The organism is Pinisolibacter aquiterrae, from assembly GCF_019160155.1.
GTDB lineage: Bacteria > Pseudomonadota > Alphaproteobacteria > Rhizobiales > Ancalomicrobiaceae > Pinisolibacter > Pinisolibacter aquiterrae.
Genome location: NZ_JAFNIH010000018.1, coordinates 125,131 through 142,332 on the forward strand (window position 1 = coordinate 125,131; position 17,202 = coordinate 142,332).

Below are 17,202 nucleotides of genomic sequence, written 5' to 3' on the forward strand. Positions count from 1 at the left end.
GCGCGCGCCTTCCGCGCCCGTCGCATCTCACCCCGTGACGTGCGCGGCGATCGTCGCGCGCGCCTCTTCCCGCGCCAGGGCGTCGGGGAAGGCGCGGTCGGGGACGATCAGGGCGACGCCGTTGGGCTCGACCAGGGCGAGGCCCTCGGGGCGATCGATCAGGCGCACGAAGGCGGCCCAGCGATAGGTGCCGTCGTACCAGAAGTTGCTCACGCCGATCCCCTCCTCGGAAATCGTGATCGTCTGCTCGGGATGATCGGGAAAGGTCAGGGCGCCGGCCTGACGATCGGCCCGGCGGGCGAAGACGGTCAGGACCAGCACGGCGAGGGCGAAGCCGAACGCGGGCGTGAGGCCATCCGGCAGGAGATCGCTCCGCTCGCCGAGGATCTTCTCGAGAACGAGCACCGCGACCCATCCCATCGCCAGGGCGCCCGCCGCCACCGCGACGACGAAGCGGGCGATCGGGATCGTCCTGCTCTTCTCGCTCCGGGCGGCGAGGAGGAGCCCGCTCTCGGAGGGCTCGAGGCGATAGGGACGGCAGACGATCGTCATGGGAGGCTCCGAGGCGCGGGCGAGGACCCGCATTCGATCACGGCGGCGCCGTCGCCGCCAGCCGGGCGCGGATGACGTCTTCCGTCACGCAGGCGTTCACGCCGCCCAGCGCCGGCGCAGCCAGGCGGAGCGCCACGCCATCACCCGGCGCTCGAGCGGGACGCCGACGGCGAAGGCGAGCAGGATCGAGACGGCGATGGTGGCGACCATCACGACGCGCGGATCGACCACGCCGGGGTGATGGGCGACGGCGACCGAGGCGGCGACGGTGACGATGCCGTGGCCGAGATAGAGCGGGTAGCTGGCGAGGCCGAGGAGGTGGGAGAGGCGATCGATGCGCGGGCCGCCGGCGACCCGGTGGAGCCGGGTGGCGGCGAGGGCGAGCAGCACCGAGAAGGCGATCATGCCGATCGATTCGGGCACCCGGCGATCGAGCGCGTAGACCGCCAGCGGCAGCGCGAAGACGAAGGCCGCGCCGATCAGGCGGGCGCGATGGCGCTCGACCCATTCGACCGGCGTCTCGGCGACGGCCGCCCCGAGCAGCCAGACGAAGAAATAGAGCGGCAGGGACAGGATCAGCCAGGAGGTCGCGGTATGGACCAGCGCATGGCCGAGCCCGGCGATCAGCAGCGGCAGCAGCGCGATCGCCAGCATCGTGCGGCTGCCGGCGTGGCGCGCGGCGCTGCGCAGCAGCAGACCCCAGACCAGATAGCAGACCATCTCGTGGGTCAGCGACCAACTCGGATTGAAGGCGCCGAAGGGGCCGACGAGGCCCTGCGTCATGGTCAGTTGCGCCGGGATCGCCCAGAACCAGGGGCTCCACAGCGCGTCCGTGCGCCCGCCGACCCGGGCGAAGATCGCCTCGGCCACCAGCGAAGCGGCGAAGAAGACGACGTAGAGCGGCAGGATGCGGCTCAGCCGCGCCTCGAGATAGCGGCGCAGGACGAAGTCGCCGCGCCCGGCCCGGCCGGCGGCGATGCACCAGCCGGACATCACGAAGAAGCCGGCGACCCAGAGTCCGCCCGGAAGAACGCGATCGAAGAAGGCGACGTGCCAATCCTCGTTGCCGAGCCGCGCGAATTCATAGGCATGGCCACAGACGACGAGGGTCGCGAAGACGAAGCGGGCCACGTCGACCGGCCAGTAGAAGCGGACGGAGGCCGAAAACCCCGAAGGATTGATCATGAAGGGAGTCCGTCCGGCGCGCGAGGTCGATCATTCCACCGTTTCGATCGGTTACGAGTGAAGAGTCTTCTTCGCAAAGTCAATCACCGGCGGTGATCCCATCGTTCGATCGATAGCGAACGCACCGTCGCCGTAAAGGTGACTACCTGTGGTGGCGTTCTTCGTCGATCATGGTCGCCGAGATACGGGTCAGGAGAAGATCTAGTCATGCCACAACTCGTGGATGGTCGATGGGTCAAGGACGACGTCGCGGCGTCCGAGATGAAGAGCGGGGCGTTTCATCGGGAGCCGACGCGGTTCCGTCGCTGGATCACCGCCGACGGCGGGCCGGTCGATCCGGCGCTGCTGCCCCCGGATCTCGCCGGCCGGACGATCGAGACGCTGCCGGCGGAGGCCGGACGCTATCGGCTCTACGTGGCGAAGATCTGCCCCTGGGCGAGCCGCACGCTGATCTGGCGGGCGCTCGAGGGTCTCGACGCGGCGATCGCGATCACGGTCGCGGATCCCGAGCTCGGCGACGACGGCTGGAGCTTCCTCGACGCGGACGGGCGCTCGCGCGATCCGGCCGAGGGCATCGCCCATCTCCACCAGCTCTACGTGATCGCCGACCCGACCTACACCGGCAAGGTCTCGGTGCCGGTGCTGTGGGACGAGAAGACCCGAACCATCGTCAACAACGAGAGCGCCGACATCGTGCGGATGCTCGACGGCGCCTTCGACGCCTTCGCCGCCCACCCGGTCGATCTCTACCCGGTCGCGCATCGCGCGGCGATCGAGGCGTGGAACGCGCGGATCTACGACACGCTCAACAACGGCGTCTACCGCGCCGGTTTCGCCCGGTCGCAGGCCGCATACGAGGCCGCCTTCGACGACGTCTTCGCCACGCTCGACGCGCTCGAGGCGCATCTTTCGACCCGGCGCTTCCTTGTCGCGGAGCGGCCGCTCGAGGCGGATTGGCGGCTCTTCGTGACGCTGGTGCGGTTCGACGCGGCCTATTACGGCCTCTTCAAATGCAATCTGCGCCGGATCGCCGATTATCCCGCGCTGTCGGGGTATCTGCGCGATCTCCACCAGTGGCCGGGGGTGGCGGCGACGGTCTCGATCGACGCGATCAAGCGCGGCTATTGGTCGATCCGCCACCTGAACCCGACCGGCATCGTGCCGAAGGGGCCGGCGCTCGATCTCGACGGTCCGCACGGACGCGCCGCGCTCGCCGGCTGATGCGAGCGCCGTGCTTCAGACGAACCGCGCCTCGCCGGCATAGACGGTGAAGCGACCGTCGCGGGCGAAGGCGGCGAGGCCGACGCCGAGCCGTTCGGCGAGGTCGACGGCGAGGCCGGTCGGCGCGGAAACCGAGACGATCAGCGGGATCCCCGCCGCGGCGGTCTTGTGGATCATCTCGTAGGAACAGCGGCTGGAGACCACCACGAAGCCGGCGCCCGGGTCGATCGCCGTGAGCGCCAGCGCACCGACCAGTTTGTCGACCGCGTTGTGGCGGCCGACGTCCTCGCGGGTGAGAAGGACGCGGCCGAAGGCGTCGGCGAGGGCGGCGGCATGGGTCGCGCCGGTCACGGCATTGAGCGGCTGGCCCGCGGGGAAGGCGGCGACGGCGGCGCGGATCGCCTCCGGCTCGAAGCGGGCGGGCGAGAGCGGGCGGGCGACCGGACGCATCGCCTCGGCGATGCTGTCGACGCCGCACAGGCCGCAGCCGGTGCGGCCGGCGAGCGCGCGGGTGCGGGCGCGCAGCGCCAGGGCGCGCGGCTCGGCGATGGTGACGCGCGCCTCGCGGCCGCGCGGCACCTCGGCGACGGCGATCGCCTCGATCTCGTCGAGACGATCGACGACCCCCTCGGTCAGCGAGAAGCCGCGCGCGAAGTCCTCGAGATCCGCCGGGGTCGCCATCATCACCGCGAAGGCGTGGCCGTTGTAGACCAGGGCGATCGGCAGTTCCTCGGCGACGGATTCGCGAAGCTCCGCCACCTCGGCGCCGAGGCGATGGCGCCGGGCGGGCCGTTCACTCGCCCCGGCGGCGACCGTCACGCAGCTCTCGCCCGGTCGGGCTTCCATCGCGGCTCACTCGACGACGATGCGCGGACGCGGACGGGTCGGGGCGACCGGCCCGTCGAGACCGGCGCGGACCTTCTCGGCGATCTCGCGGTAGATCCGCGCCTGCGGCCCCTCCGGGTCGGTGACGACGATCGGACGGCCGCCGTCGGAGCCCTCGCGGATCGCCATGGTCAGCGGCACCTCGCCGAGGAAGGGCACGCCGAGCTTCTCGGCCTCGGCGCGGGCGCCGCCATGGGCGAAGATGTCGTGGCGCGTGCCGCAGTTCGGGCAGACGAAATAGGACATGTTCTCGACCACGCCGAGGATCGGAACGTCGACCTTCTGGAACATGGCGACGCCGCGCCGGGCGTCGATCAGGGCGAGATCCTGCGGCGTGGAGACGATCACCGCGCCGGCGAGCGGCACCTGTTGGGCGAGCGTCAGCTGGGTGTCGCCGGTGCCGGGGGGCATGTCGACGACGAGGACGTCGAGCTCGCCCCAGTCGACGTCGCGCAGGAGCTGGGTGACGGCGCTCATCACCATCGGACCACGCCAGATCATCGGCGCGTCCTCCTCGACCAGGAAGCCGATCGACATCACGCGAATGCCGGCGACGTCGATCGGCACCAGCTTCTGATCGCGCATGTCGGGGCGCCGGCCGCCGAGGCCGAAGAGCTTGGGCACCGAGGGGCCGAAGATGTCGGCGTCGAGCAGACCGACCTTCAGGCCGAGCCCGGCGAGGGCGAGCGCGAAATTGGCCGAGGTGGTCGACTTGCCGACACCGCCCTTGCCGGAGGCGACGGCGACGATGTGGCGAACCCCGGGGAGCGCGCCCTGATGGGCGTTGGTCTTGGGCGCGGCGGCGGCCGGAGCGGCGGCGGCCTTGCGCTCGGCGGTCAGGGTGACCGCCACGCTCTCGACGCCGGGAACGGCGGCGACGTGAACCTCGGCGGCCTTGCGCAGGCCTTCCATCGCGTCGGCGCGGGCGGGATCGACCGCGATCGAGAAATAGACCCGGCCGCCGTCGACGACGACGTCGGAGAGGGCGCCCGATTTCGGCAGCGGCGTCACGCCGTCGGGGCCGGCGAGACCGGCGAGGGCGGAAAGGACGGACTCGCGAGTGACGGCCATGTCGGTTCTCCGATGAAATCTCTCAGGCGCGGGGACGCGACAGACGCCTCCGCCGGACGTTCTTTCGATAGACACCGTCCAAACCGACGCGTCAACGCCCGCCACCCCCGCCATCCCCGGGGTCAGACGTCGCAGGTGGCGGCGCGCGCCACCTCGTCACGCGTGCGCCACCGCCCGAGGAACGACCGGACCACCCGTCGCGACGGGGCGGCCGGCGAAGAAGGGCACGCGCCTCTCGCCTCGTCGTGCGAACCGGGGGGAGACTCGCCCGAGGCGTGTGATTCCCCCTCGTTTCTCGCTTTTCTTCCGAAGCTGAAAATATTGGCGCCGATGACGCTTCCAATATCAATCGATCTCGGCGACGGCGGTAGCGAGCAAGACATCGTCGAATCTGAAATTCCTGCCTCATGTCTTCATTCGCCCCATCGACGTTGTTTCGTGTCGCGTCGATTGACCCGCATCAATGAATTTCGCAGCAGGTCTGCCACAAGACTGGGGCTCGGTTCATGCCCCGGTGGGAAAGCAACGTAAACCGATGTCTCTGCGCGAGTTGGCGGCGAACCTGGGCCTGAGCGTGACGACGGTCTCGCGCGCGTTGGCGGATTATCCGGACGTCGCCGAGGAGACGCGGCGGCGGGTCCGGCAGGAGGCCGAGCGGATCGGCTACGTGCCCAACGCCACCGCGCGGCGGCTTCAGAAGGGCCGGGCCGACGCCATCGGCGTGGCGGCGCCGAACGGGTTCGGAGCGATCGAGGACGCCCATCTCTCCGCCGCATTCGCCGGCGCGTGGTCGCGGCTGGCCGAGCTCGACCAGGACCTGCTGCTGCTGCCGGCCACCGACGTGACCTACCTCACCGGGGCCGAACAACCGACGTCGCAATCCTTCGTCCGCGCGGTCGAGGAGCGCCGTGTCGACGGGATGGTGCTGATCCGTCCGTACCGCGACGATCCGCGCATCGCGGCGATGCGCCGCGCGGGTCTGCCCTTCGTGTTGCTCGGCGCGGAAATGCGGGCGGAGCCCGACCTGCCGGCGGTGGGGACCGACAACGAGGCGGCCGCCGCTCTGGTGTGCGAGCGGCTCGTCCATCACGGCCATCGGCGGCTGGTGTGCATCGGGCCGGCCGAGCCCTACGACTTCACGCTGTCGCGGTTCGAGCATCTGGCGGCGGCGGCGATCCGGCACGGCCTGACGGCGCGGATGGACCGCGCGCCGCTCGGCGAGGACGGAGGCCGCGAGGCGACCGAGCGGCTGCTCGCGGGCGCGTCGGGGCCGCCGCCGCCGCTGGTCTATCTCACCAATCGCATGACCATCGGCGGGCTGACGGCGCTCGCCCGCAGCCCCTGGGTGGTGGGACGGCACGTCGCGGTGATCGGGTTCGGCGACGGGCCGACCCTCCGGCACGGACTGCCGGCGACCACGGTGGTGCATTCGCCGATGTTCGACATGGCGCGCCACGCGGTCGACGCGCTGATCGCGCTGCGCGACGGCCGCCCCTTCGAGGTGATCCGCCGCTGGGCACCGTCCCTGATCCTGCGCCAGTCGGACGGCCCGCCGCAGAACCTCTCCCCCCTGCCCTCCTGACCTCGCCGCTCCCGGCCCGTCGAGAGGGCGGATCGGCGAGATCGGTTCGTCGAGGGCGCCGGGGCACCCGGCCCCCGGACCTCAGCCGGCCGGCGTCGGCTCGGTGTGGCGGCCGGTCGGATCCTCGATGTCCATCTCGACCGAGCCGCCGTCGGCGACGCGATGGTCGAGGTCGGGCTCCTCGGGCTCGCGCACCCGGAAGAAGAGCGCGAAGGCGGCCGGCAGCACGATGATGGTGAGGACCGTCGCCGCGAGGATGCCGCCCATCATGGCATAGGCCATCGGCCCCCAGAAGGCCGACTGGGCGATCGGGATCAGCGCCAGCACCGCCGCCGCCGCCGTCAGCATGATCGGGCGGAAGCGTCGCACCGCCGCCTCGATGGTGGCGTGCCAGGGATGATGGCCGCTCGCCATGTCCTGGTCGATCTGGTCGATCAGAATCACCGCGTTGCGCATGATGATGCCGGCGAGCGCGATGACGCCGAGGATGGCCACGAAGCCGAAGGCGGAGTTGGTCAGGAGCAGCGCCGCCGACGCGCCGATCAGGCCGAGCGGCGCGGTCATGAAGACCAGCATGGTCTTGCCGAAGTGCTGCAGCTGGATCATCAGCAGCACCATCATCACGAGGATCATGATCGGCGCCTTGGCGTTGATCGAATCCTGGCTCTTGGCGGATTCCTCGACCGCGCCCTGCATCTCGATCGTGTAGCCGGGAGCGAGGCTCTCGCGCAGCGGCTTCAGCCCGTCGTAGATGCGCTGAGTGACGTCGTTCGACGGGGTGCCGTCGGGGATGATGCCGCGCACGGTGATCGAGGGCAGGCGGTTGCGCCGCCATTCGATGCCCGGCTCCATCACCGGCACCACTTGAGCGACCTGGGACATCGGCACCGAGCGACCGGAGGCGGTGGTGACGTAGGTCTCCTCGACGGCGGTCAGAAGATCGCGCCGGCTCTCGCCCTGGCGGACGACGATCGAAACGGTCTCGTCGCTCGGGCGGAACTCGCCGATCGGCAGGCCCGAGAGCGCCCCTTGCAGGGTCTGGCGTATGGTCTGGGAGGTGACGCCGAGGGCGCGGGCGCGATCCTGGTCGACGACGAGGCGCAGGGCCGGGACCGGCTCCAACCAATCGTCGTGGACGGTGGAGAGCAACGGATCGGCGCGGAAGGCGTCGGCGACGCGGTCGGCGATCCGGCGCACCTCCTTGCGGTCGGGTCCGGTGACGCGCATCTGCACCGCCCAGCCGACCGGCGGGCCGTTGAACAGCTTGTCGACCTTGAAGCGGATCGAGGGATATTCGGTGCCGATCATGGCGCGGATCTTGTCCACGAGACGCTCGCGCGCGGCGAGATCCTTGGCCACGACCAGCACTTCCGAGAAGTTGGGATTGCGCAGCTGCTGGTCGAGCGGCAGGTAGAAGCGCGGCGCGCCCTCGCCGACGAAGGAGGCGACGTAGTCCTGATCCGCGTCGGCCATGATCTTCTTTTCGATCTCCCGGGTCTTGGCGTCGGTCTCGGCGATGCCGGTGCCCTCGGGGAACCACAGGTCGACGAGCAGCTCGAGCCGGGTCGATTCCGGGAAGAAGCTCTTCGGGACGTATTTGAAGCCCATCACGCCGACCACGAAGGCGCAGAGCGTCAGCACGAGCACGATCAGCCGGTGGCGCACGCCCCAGGCGATGGTGGCGCGCAGCGAGCGATAGAAGCGCCCGTCGAAGGCGTCGCGATGCTCGCCGGTGTGCGGGCGCGCCTTGAGGATCATGTTGCCGATCCAGGGCGTGAAATAGACCGCCGCGATCCAAGAGGTGACCAGCGCGATGCCGACCACCCAGAACAGTGAATTGACGTATTCGCCGGCGGTCGACTTGGCGAAGCCGACCGGAATGAAGCCGGCCGTGGTGACCAGCGTGCCGGTCAGCATCGGGAAGGCGGTGGAGGTATAGGCGAAACTCGCGGCGGAGATCTTGTCGAGACCCTCGTCGAGTTTGCGCTCCATCATCTCGACCGCGATCATGGCGTCGTCGACCAGGAGGCCGAGGGCGATGATCAGCGCGCCGAGCGAGATGCGCTGGAGGTCGATGCCCATCACCTCCATCACCGAGAAGGTGGCGGCGAGCACGGTCGGGATGGTGATCGCCACGACCAGGCCGGCGCGCCAGCCGATCGACAGGAAGGACACGGCGAGAACGATCGCCAGCGCCTCGAGCAGGGCCTCGAAGAACTCGTCGATCGAATGGGCGACGACCTCGGGCTGATCGGAGATGCGGCCGATCTCGGCGCCGAGCGGCAGTTCGCTCTGGATCCGGGTCATGGTCGCGGTCAGCTCGGTGCCGATCTTGGTGACGTTGCCGCCCTTCGACATGACCATGCCGAGCAGGACCGCGTCGTGGCCGTCGAAACGGAAGCGGCGATCGGGCGGATCGATCAGGCCGGAGGAGATCTGGGCGATGTCGCCGAGGCGGATGACCTCGCTGCCCGCGCGGATGCGCAACTCGCGCAGGTCGTCGAGAGTCTTCAGATTGCCGTCGACGGCGATGCGGACCGAGCGGATGCCGGTCTCGACGCGGCCGGCGGGCGTCATCGAATTCTGCTGGGCGAGCGCCTCGGCGATCGACTGGACGGAGATGCCGCGCTCGGCGAGGGTCTTGGAGGCGACGTCGATGAAGATCTTCTCGTCCTGATCGCCGAGGATCTGGGCCTTCTCGATGCCGGGGATGCGCAGGACCGCGTCGCGGGCCTCTTTGGCGAAGTGCTTGAGTTCAGGATAGGAATAGCCCTCGCCGGTGAAGGCGTAGAGGGCGATGTAGGTGTCGCCGAACTCGTCGTTGAAATAGGGACCGAGGACGCCGGCCGGCAGCGTGCCGGAGATGTCGGCGATCTTCTTGCGCACCTGATAGAAGGCGTCGGTCACGTCGCGGCCGAAGACGTCGCCGCGGATCGAGACCATCACCACCGCCGAGCCGGCGCGGGTGTAGGACTTGATGTTCTCGAGGCCGGGGGTCTCCTGGAGCTTCTTCTCGATCTTGTCGACGACCTGATCCTGCATCTCCTCGAGGCTGGAGCCGGGCCACACCGCCTGGACGATCATCACCCGGAAGGTGAAGTCGGGATCCTCCTTCTGACCGAGCGAGGTCACCGAGAAGAACCCGGCGATCACCACCAGCGCGAAGAAGAAGCGGGTCAGATGGCCGTGCCGAATGGCCCATCGCGAGAGGTTGAAGCCCTGGCCGGGCATCATGGAACGGAGCATCGAACTTCTCCTGCCGGAGCGAACCGGGCGAGACGGGCCGATCAGTCGGCGGCGGAGCGGGTGGCGGCGGCGGTGTCGGCCGCCGGCAGGAGAACCTTGCGGCCGGCCACCAGGAACTGGGTTCCGGCGGTGACGACCACGTCGCCGGCGCCGAGGCCCGACAGGACCCGCACCCCGTCCGGGGCGACCGGGCCGAGCACCACGTCGCGCGGCGCGACGGTGGCGGTGGCGGGGTCGACGATCCAGACGCGCGGCTTGCCGGGTTCGCCGGAGAGCGCGGCGACCGGCAGCACGATCGTGCCCTCGGAGACCGGCACGTCGGCCTCGACGGTCGCGGTCATGCCGAGGCGGACGCGGGCGTCGTCGGCGAGCGAGACGCGGATCGCATAGGTGCGCGAAGCGGGATCGGCGGAGCCGGCGATCTCGCGGACGCGGCCGGCGAGCACCAGATCGCGATCGGCCCAGAAGCGCACGGCGACCTTCTGATCCCTGGCGAAGCGCACCACGTCCTGTTCGGGGACGGCGATCGCCACTTCCTTCTCGTCGTCGCGGGCCAGCGTCACCACCGGCGTGCCGGCGGCGACGACCTGACCGACGTCGGCGCGAATGTCGGTGACGATGCCGTCGGCGTCGGCGGAGAGGTCGGCGTAGCCGATCTGGTTCGCCGCCTGATCGCGGGCATAGATCGTCGCCTCGAGCGCGGCCTTGGCCTGGTCGGCCTCGAGGTCGGCGCGGTCGAGGCTGGAATCGGCGACGAAGCCCTTGGTGTTGAGGGTGCGGGCGCGCTGACGGGCGTCGTCGGCGACCTTCACCCGGGCGCGGGCGGCGACCACGTTGGCCTCGGCCGTCTGCAGCGACAGTTTCAGATCGGTGCGATCGAGCCGGGCGAGGACGCGGCCGGCCTCGACCTTCTCGCCGACGTCGACCAGACGCTCGACGATCTTGCCGGGGACGCGGAAGCCGAGGGCGGTCTCGACACGGGCGCGCACCGAACCGGAATAGCGCAGGGTCCGGGTCTCCGAGCCGGAGGACACGGTGAGGGTGCGGACCGGACGGACGGGCTCGCCCGCGTCGGTCTTCTTGTCTTCCTTACAGGCGGCGAGCGCCAGAAGAGCGAGGGCGACGACGGCGAAGCGTCGCGGCGCGGGGATCGGCATGAGGTGACGTCCTTTTCGGGATCGAAATCGTCGGGTGATCGCGATCCCCTCCTCAGGGGTGACGCAGGGCGCGAATGATGAAGTCGGCGAGTTCCTCGGCGTCGGCGCGCTCGCGGTCGTCGGCGCAATGGACGATCAGGGTCGGGTGCATCATCGAGACGAAGCACTGGCGGGCGCAGACGGCGGCGCGGCGGGTGTCGGCGACGGCGAATTCGCCGCCGGCCTCGCCCTGACGGATCAGTTCCTCGATGACGTCGGCGACCTGGGCCAGATGGGTCTCGATCGCCGGCCATTGCTGGGTCATCGCCACCTCGACCATGTCGTGGACCTTGCGGTCGGCGGTCAGGGTCTCGACGCTGAGGCGATGGTTCTCGACGAGCAAACGACGCAGACGCTCGGACGGGGTTCCGGGCGCGGCCATGATCGCCAGATTGTGACGGTGGCGTTCCTCGAACATCCGGACCGCGATGGCCTCGACGATCTCGAGCTTGGAGGCGAAGAAGCGATAGACGTTGGCCGGGGACATGCCCAGTTCGCGCGCCATGTCGGCGACGGTGGTCTTGTCGTAACCGTAGTGACGGAACAGCCGCTCGGCGACCTCGAGAATGCGCGCGCGCGTGTCCGTTCGCTCTTCGCCGGGGTGATGAGGGGGCACTTCGTCTCTCCGCGCGCCACCCGCATCGTGTGGCTTGTGACGATTATCGTAATTCGTCATTCATAAACAAACCGTGACCGACGGTCAACCGTTCCGGGCAGGGAGAGGCGCCGGGGGCCGCGAGCGCGCGTCAGCACGTGTCTCGAAACGCGCGCGAACGCGCAGGGTGCGATGATCGACATCAACGACGCCGCGCCGCGAAGAGTTCCATGGTGCGCGGCGTCCGCATCGGTTATCGAGGTCGTTCGATCGGGCGCGGTGCGCCCGCTCATGGAGTGGAGACGAGCGGAATGGAACTCACCTCAGAGACAGCCGGGGCCGAAGTCGTCCGCCTCGTCGACTACGTCGCCACCCCCTATCGGATCGACACGGTGCATCTCGATTTCCGGCTCGACGAGACGGAGACGGTGGTGGTCGCCGAGACCGCCTTCACGCCGCGCGACGGCACCGCGCCGGGGACGCCGCTGGTGCTCGACGGCGACGAATTGTGGCTGGTGGAAGCGCGTCTCGACGGCGCCCCCCTGGCGGCGACGGCCTATGAGGCGAGCGAGCGGCGCTTCACGCTGAAGGCGCCGCCGGCCGGATCCTTCCGGCTGATGCTGACGACGCGGCTGCGGCCGGCGGAGAACACCAAGCTGATGGGGCTCTATCGCTCCTCGGGCAACTGGTGCACCCAATGCGAGGCGGAGGGCTTCCGCCGCATCACCTATTTCCACGACCGGCCCGACGTGCTCGCCGTCTACACGACCCGGATCGAGGCGCCGAAGGCGCTGGCGAAGTCCCTGCTCTCCAACGGTAATCCGGTCGAGAGCGGCGACGTGCCCGGCACCGACCGCCACTTCGCGGTCTGGCACGATCCGTTCCCCAAGCCGTCCTATCTCTTCGCCATGGTCGCCGGCACCTTCGACACGATCGAGGATCGGTTCGTGACCATGTCGGGGCGCGAGGTGGCGCTCACCATCTACGTCGAGCACGGGCGCGGCGCGAAGGCGGGCTATGCCATGGACGCGCTGAAGCGGTCGATGCGCTGGGACGAGGAGGTCTTCGGGCGAGAGTACGACCTCGACGTCTTCATGATCGTCGCGGTCGGCGACTTCAACATGGGCGCCATGGAGAACAAGGGGCTCAACGTCTTCAACGACAAATACGTGCTGGCGAGCCCGCGCACCGCCACCGACGTCGACTACGCCCATATCGAGGGCGTCATCGCCCACGAATATTTCCACAACTGGACCGGCAACCGCATCACCTGTCGCGACTGGTTCCAGCTGTGCCTGAAGGAGGGCCTCACGGTCTTCCGCGATCAGGAGTTCTCGGCCGATCAGCGCTCGCGCGCGGTCAAGCGCATCTCCGACGTGCGGCTCCTCAAGAGCCATCAGTTCCCGGAGGACGCCGGCCCCCTCGCCCATCCGGTCCGGCCTAATCTCTACAAGGAGATCAACAACTTCTACACGGCGACCGTCTACGAGAAGGGCGCCGAGGTGGTTCGCATGCTGAAGACCCTCTCGGGGGCGGACGGGTTCCGGGCCGGGATGGATCTCTATTTCGACCGCCACGACGGCATGGCGGCGACGGTCGAGGACTTCGTCGCCTGTTTCGCCGACGCGACGGGGCGCGATCTCACCGACTTCATGCTCTGGTACACCCAGTCCGGCACGCCCGAGGTGATGGCCGCGACCTCCTGGGACGCGGGCGCCGGGCGGCTCAAGATCGTCTTCGATCAGACGGTGCCGCCGACCCCGGGCCAGCCGACCAAGAAGCCGATGCCGATCCCGATCCGCTTCGGGCTCGTCGGGCCGGACGGCACCGACGTGCAGGCGACGCGAATCACCGGGGCCACGGTCGAGGGCGACGTGCTGGTGCTCGAGGCGGCGCGCCACGAGGTGGTGTTCGAGGGGCTGACGGCCCGTCCGGTGCCGTCGCTGCTGCGCGGCTTCTCGGCGCCGGTGCGGCTGACCTCCACGCTCGATCCGGCCGATCAGTCGTTCCTCGCCGCCAACGACGGCGATCCCTTCAACCGCTGGCAGGCGATCCAGTCGCTGGCGATGCGCGGGCTGATCGAGGCGACCGACGCGGTGCGCCACAAGCGGAGCCCGACCGTCGACGGACGCATCGCCGAGGCGATCGTCGCAACCGCCGCGCTCGAGACGCTCGACCCCGATTTCCGCGCCCTCGCCGTCGGCCTGCCGTCGGAGGCGGACGTGGCGCGGGAGCTGGCGCTCGACGTCGACCCGGACGCGATCTTCGCCGCGCGCGAACATCTGCGCGGACTGGTCGCGACGCGCGGCCGCGACGTCTTCGCCGACCTCTACGCCCGGATGGCGCCGGAAGGCGCCTATGCCCCGGACGCGGCCTCGGCCGGACGCCGGTCGCTGCGCAACGCCGCGCTCGACTATCTGGTGCGGGCCGGCGACGGCGCGGCGGCGGTGGCGGCCTATGGCGCCGCCGACAACATGACCGACCGTCTGGCGGCGCTGACGATCGTGGTCGGCGCCGATCTGACGGAGGCCGACGCGCTCCTCGACGACTTCCACGACCGTTTCGCCGACGATCCGCTGGTGGTCGACAAGTGGCTGATGGTGCAGGCGACCGCGCCGGTCGACGGCGCGCTCGACCGGGTGCGGGCGCTGACCGCGCATCCCTCGTTCTCGATCACCAATCCGAACCGGGTGCGGGCGCTGATCACCACCTTCGCCTCGGGCAATCAGACCCAGTTCAACCGAGCCGACGGCGCCGGCTTCGCCTTCGTCGCCGACCGGGTGCTCGAGCTCGATCGGATCAACCCGCAGGTCGCTTCGAGGCTCCTCTCCACGTTCCGCTCCTGGCGGGCGTTGGAGCCGCGGCGGCAGGCCTATGCGGAGGCGGAACTGAAGCGCGTGGCGACCACCGCCGGCCTGTCGCGCGACGTCGCCGACATCGCCGAACGCTCGCTCGGCTGAGGGCCGCGAGCGCGGCGAGACGAGAGGATGCGGGAGCGTCGAAAGGCGCTCCCGCCTTCCGTTTCGGAAGGTCGGTGAAACACCAGCGATACGTCTTCGCCCCACTGGACATCGCGAATCCCCTCGATTCAAATGAGGGTGATTCGAGGCGACGCGTGGGGGTATTCGCCGCCTCGAAAATCAAGAATCGACCGGGGGGTCCCAAACATGGCGCAGGCCGAGTCTGCCCGTGAATCCACTTGGATTCCGTTCACGTGGTCGGCTTTCGTCGGCCGGCCGCGTCTCGAGGGTCACATCCACCTCCTGGCCAGCCCCACCTATCGACAGGTCCTGCGCGCCGAGCCGTGGCTGCGCCGTTCGATCCCCGTTCTGATCGTCACCTTCGTCGTGATCATGGCGCTGACCCGGGTGGTCGGCATCATGGAGACGCGGCGCGCGCTCGAGGACAGTGCGCGCGACGAGGCCGTGCTGATCGCGGCGACGCTCGCCGGCCAGCTCGGCCGCGCCGAAACCCGTCCGGGCGAGGCCGGCTGGGCGTCGGCGCTGCGGCCGCTGCTCGACGACGTGCTTCCGGAACGCGCCACCGCCGACGGCCGCCAGATCCTGATCGCCGATCGCGACGGGCGGATCCTCGCCGCCCACCCGACCGACCCGGCCTTCGAGGGGCGTCTTCTCACCGACGTCTTCGGCACCGCGCAACCGCTCACCACCTTCGGCGCGCGCGCCGGCGCGCTGTCGCTGACGCTGACCGACGGCCGCCGGGTGCTGGCCGCCCTCCATCACGTCGACGGCAATCTCGGCTCGATCGCGGTGTTTCAGCCGGAAGAGCGGATCTACGACGACTGGCGCCGCAATCTGCGCACCACGCTGACGCTGTTCGCCTTCACCGCCGTCATTCTGCTCGTCCTCACCTATGCCTATTTCGCCCAGGTGATCCGGGCCAACAGCGCCGACGCGCTCTATGCCGTCACCACGGCGCGCACCGAGACCGCCTTCCGGCGCGGCCGCTGCGGCTTCTGGGACTGGGATCTGGCGCGCGGGCGCTTCTACTGGTCGGCCTCGATGTTCGAGATGCTCGGCCTCGAGAGCCCGGCCGGCCTGATCGGATTCGGCGAGGTGGCCAAGCTCGTCCATCCGGACGACGTCGATTTCGCCTCCTTCGCCAACGGCCTCATCACCGGCGACATCCACACGCTCGACAAGGCCTTCCGCATGCGCAAGGCCGACGGCGGCTGGCTGTGGTTCCGGGTGCGCGCCGAAGTGGTCGATCGCACCGAGACCGGCTCGCGCCATCTCGTCGGCATCGCCGCCGACATCACCGAGCACCGCCGTCTGGTCGAGACCACCGTCGCCGCCGATCTGCGTCTGCGCGACGCGATCGAGACCATCTCCGAGGCCTTCGTGCTGTGGGATGCCGACAATCGGCTGGTGATGTGCAATTCGAAGTATCAACAGCTCCATTCCCTCGGCGACGACGACATCCGTCCGGGCACGCCCTACAACGCCGTGATGAAGGTCGCGCGCCAGCCGCTGGTGCGCCAGCCGGTCGGGATCGAGGGAGCCTCCGACGACGGCGCCTCCTCCTTCGAGGCGGAGATCGAGGACGGCCGTTGGCTGCAGATCTCCGAGCGTCGCACCAAGGACGGCGGTTTCGTCTCGGTCGGCACCGACATCACGCCGCTGAAGCGCCACGAGGAGCGACTGGTGGAGAGCGAGAAGCGGTTGATGGGCACGGTCCTCGACCTGCGCTCGTCCCGCCGCAAGCTCGAGATCCAGGCGCAGCAGCTGGTCGAACTCGCCGAGAAATATTCCGAGGAGAAGGTCCGCGCCGAGGAGGCCAACAAGATCAAGTCGGACTTCCTCGCCAACATCTCTCACGAATTGCGCACGCCCCTCAACGCGATCATCGGCTTCTCCGAGATCATGAGCCAGGGCGACATGTTGGGGGCGTTCGGGCCGGAGAAATATTCCGAATACAGCCGCGACATCCACCATTCCGGGATGTTCCTGCTCAACGTCATCAACGACATTCTCGACATGTCGAAGATCGAGGCGGGGCGGATGGAACTGGCGCACGAGCAGGTTCCGCTCGACGAGATTCTGGCCGAGGCCGGTCGGATCATCAGCCACGCGGCGGAGCAACGGCATCTGGTGGTGACGCCGGAGGTCGAGCCCGGGCTCTCCTTCACCGGCGACCGCCGCGCGATCAAGCAGGTGGTGCTCAATCTCCTTTCGAACGCGGTCAAGTTCACGCCGGAAGGCGGCCACGTCGGCCTCACCGCGAAGCATGTCGACGGCGCGATCACCATCGCCATCGTCGACACCGGCATCGGCATTCCCGCCGACCACATCACCTCGCTCGGACGCCCCTTCGTCCAGGTCGAAAACCAATTCACCAAGTCGCACAAGGGCTCGGGTCTGGGGCTCGCGATCGCCCGCTCGCTGGTCGAACTCCAGGGCGGCCGCATGACCATCGCCTCGACGCCCGACGTCGGCACCACGGTGACGCTGACCTTCGCCTCCGGGGCGAACGCCGAGGCGGCCGAGACGGACACCGCCGGCGCCACCTGAGGCTCGAGGCGAAGCGGGGCGAACGACGCGCCCCCACGCAAACGACGAACGGCGCCGAGGAGGACCTCGGCGCCGTCGTTCGTTTCGCGCGGGATCGGCGTCAGGGGGACCGAGCCCGCTCGATCCGTGAGCCCTCGA

General features: G+C 69.4%; 11 protein-coding genes. 4 read left to right on the forward strand and 7 right to left on the reverse strand.

Features of this window, described 5'->3' with window-relative positions; genetic code table 11:
- Positions 1 to 27 precede the first annotated feature (27 nt).
- On the reverse strand, positions 28 to 552 hold the full coding sequence (locus tag J3S89_RS03660) for a YcxB family protein (protein WP_217926116.1): 525 nt from the start codon (positions 550 to 552) through the stop codon (positions 28 to 30).
- A 96-nt stretch (positions 553 to 648) separates the two neighbouring features.
- A complete protein-coding gene (locus tag J3S89_RS03665; RefSeq protein WP_217926117.1) occupies positions 649 to 1,737 on the reverse strand; it encodes an acyltransferase family protein in 1,089 nt (362 codons plus the stop codon).
- Positions 1,738 to 1,944: 207 nt separating this feature from the next.
- Between J3S89_RS03665 and J3S89_RS03670 the strand changes: the two genes are divergently transcribed.
- Positions 1,945 to 2,958: a glutathione S-transferase family protein gene (locus tag J3S89_RS03670; RefSeq protein WP_217926118.1), complete on the forward strand. Its 1,014-nt coding sequence runs from the start codon at positions 1,945 to 1,947 to the stop codon at positions 2,956 to 2,958.
- Positions 2,959 to 2,973: 15 nt separating this feature from the next.
- Here the strand turns inward: J3S89_RS03670 and fdhD are convergent, their stop codons facing one another.
- The gene (gene fdhD, locus J3S89_RS03675; RefSeq protein ID WP_217926119.1) at positions 2,974 to 3,804 is read right to left on the reverse strand and encodes a formate dehydrogenase accessory sulfurtransferase FdhD; all 831 of its coding nucleotides are present in this window, start codon (positions 3,802 to 3,804) and stop codon (positions 2,974 to 2,976) included.
- 6 nt (positions 3,805 to 3,810) lie between these two features.
- Positions 3,811 to 4,914 carry an Mrp/NBP35 family ATP-binding protein gene (locus J3S89_RS03680; RefSeq protein WP_217926120.1) on the reverse strand — a complete coding sequence of 368 codons (1,104 nt, stop codon included), beginning with the start codon at positions 4,912 to 4,914 and terminating at the stop codon, positions 3,811 to 3,813.
- Between the two features lie 535 nt (positions 4,915 to 5,449).
- Between J3S89_RS03680 and J3S89_RS03685 the strand changes: the two genes are divergently transcribed.
- Positions 5,450 to 6,496 (forward strand): LacI family DNA-binding transcriptional regulator, encoded by a 1,047-nt coding sequence (locus J3S89_RS03685; RefSeq protein WP_217926121.1) that lies wholly within the window; start codon positions 5,450 to 5,452, stop codon positions 6,494 to 6,496.
- Positions 6,497 to 6,577: 81 nt separating this feature from the next.
- Here J3S89_RS03685 and J3S89_RS03690 read toward each other — a convergent pair whose 3' ends face one another.
- From J3S89_RS03690 to J3S89_RS03700, 3 genes are read right to left on the reverse strand one after another with little or no spacing between them, the layout of a single operon-like run.
- Entirely contained in the window at positions 6,578 to 9,742 is a 3,165-nt protein-coding gene (locus J3S89_RS03690; protein ID WP_217926122.1) for an efflux RND transporter permease subunit, read from the reverse strand.
- A gap of 41 nt (positions 9,743 to 9,783) precedes the next feature.
- On the reverse strand, positions 9,784 to 10,899 hold the full coding sequence (locus tag J3S89_RS03695) for an efflux RND transporter periplasmic adaptor subunit (RefSeq protein ID WP_217926123.1): 1,116 nt from the start codon (positions 10,897 to 10,899) through the stop codon (positions 9,784 to 9,786).
- A 52-nt stretch (positions 10,900 to 10,951) separates the two neighbouring features.
- Entirely contained in the window at positions 10,952 to 11,554 is a 603-nt protein-coding gene (locus J3S89_RS03700) for a TetR/AcrR family transcriptional regulator (protein ID WP_217926124.1), read from the reverse strand.
- A 290-nt stretch (positions 11,555 to 11,844) separates the two neighbouring features.
- Here J3S89_RS03700 and pepN point away from each other — a divergent pair, with 290 nt between their 5' ends.
- Both pepN and J3S89_RS03710 read left to right on the forward strand, forming a co-directional pair.
- On the forward strand, positions 11,845 to 14,493 hold the full coding sequence (gene pepN, locus J3S89_RS03705) for an aminopeptidase N (RefSeq protein ID WP_217926125.1): 2,649 nt from the start codon (positions 11,845 to 11,847) through the stop codon (positions 14,491 to 14,493).
- 207 nt (positions 14,494 to 14,700) lie between these two features.
- On the forward strand, positions 14,701 to 17,064 hold the full coding sequence (locus tag J3S89_RS03710; RefSeq protein WP_217926126.1) for an ATP-binding protein: 2,364 nt from the start codon (positions 14,701 to 14,703) through the stop codon (positions 17,062 to 17,064).
- The last annotated feature ends 138 nt before the right edge of the window (positions 17,065 to 17,202 follow it).

What these genes read in the sequence shown, in the direction of transcription:
- J3S89_RS03695 (WP_217926123.1), bottom strand. Translation starts at nt 10,899, where the DNA reads ATGCCGATCCCCGCGCCGCGACGCTTCGCCGTCGTCGCCCTCGCTCTT.
- J3S89_RS03660 (WP_217926116.1), bottom strand. Translation starts at nt 552, where the DNA reads ATGACGATCGTCTGCCGTCCCTATCGCCTCGAGCCCTCCGAGAGCGGG.
- J3S89_RS03670 (WP_217926118.1), top strand. Translation starts at nt 1,945, where the DNA reads ATGCCACAACTCGTGGATGGTCGATGGGTCAAGGACGACGTCGCGGCG.
- pepN (WP_217926125.1), top strand. Translation starts at nt 11,845, where the DNA reads ATGGAACTCACCTCAGAGACAGCCGGGGCCGAAGTCGTCCGCCTCGTC.
- J3S89_RS03665 (WP_217926117.1), bottom strand. Translation starts at nt 1,737, where the DNA reads ATGATCAATCCTTCGGGGTTTTCGGCCTCCGTCCGCTTCTACTGGCCG.
- J3S89_RS03685 (WP_217926121.1), top strand. Translation starts at nt 5,450, where the DNA reads ATGTCTCTGCGCGAGTTGGCGGCGAACCTGGGCCTGAGCGTGACGACG.
- fdhD (WP_217926119.1), bottom strand. Translation starts at nt 3,804, where the DNA reads ATGGAAGCCCGACCGGGCGAGAGCTGCGTGACGGTCGCCGCCGGGGCG.
- J3S89_RS03680 (WP_217926120.1), bottom strand. Translation starts at nt 4,914, where the DNA reads ATGGCCGTCACTCGCGAGTCCGTCCTTTCCGCCCTCGCCGGTCTCGCC.
- J3S89_RS03690 (WP_217926122.1), bottom strand. Translation starts at nt 9,742, where the DNA reads ATGCTCCGTTCCATGATGCCCGGCCAGGGCTTCAACCTCTCGCGATGG.
- J3S89_RS03710 (WP_217926126.1), top strand. Translation starts at nt 14,701, where the DNA reads ATGGCGCAGGCCGAGTCTGCCCGTGAATCCACTTGGATTCCGTTCACG.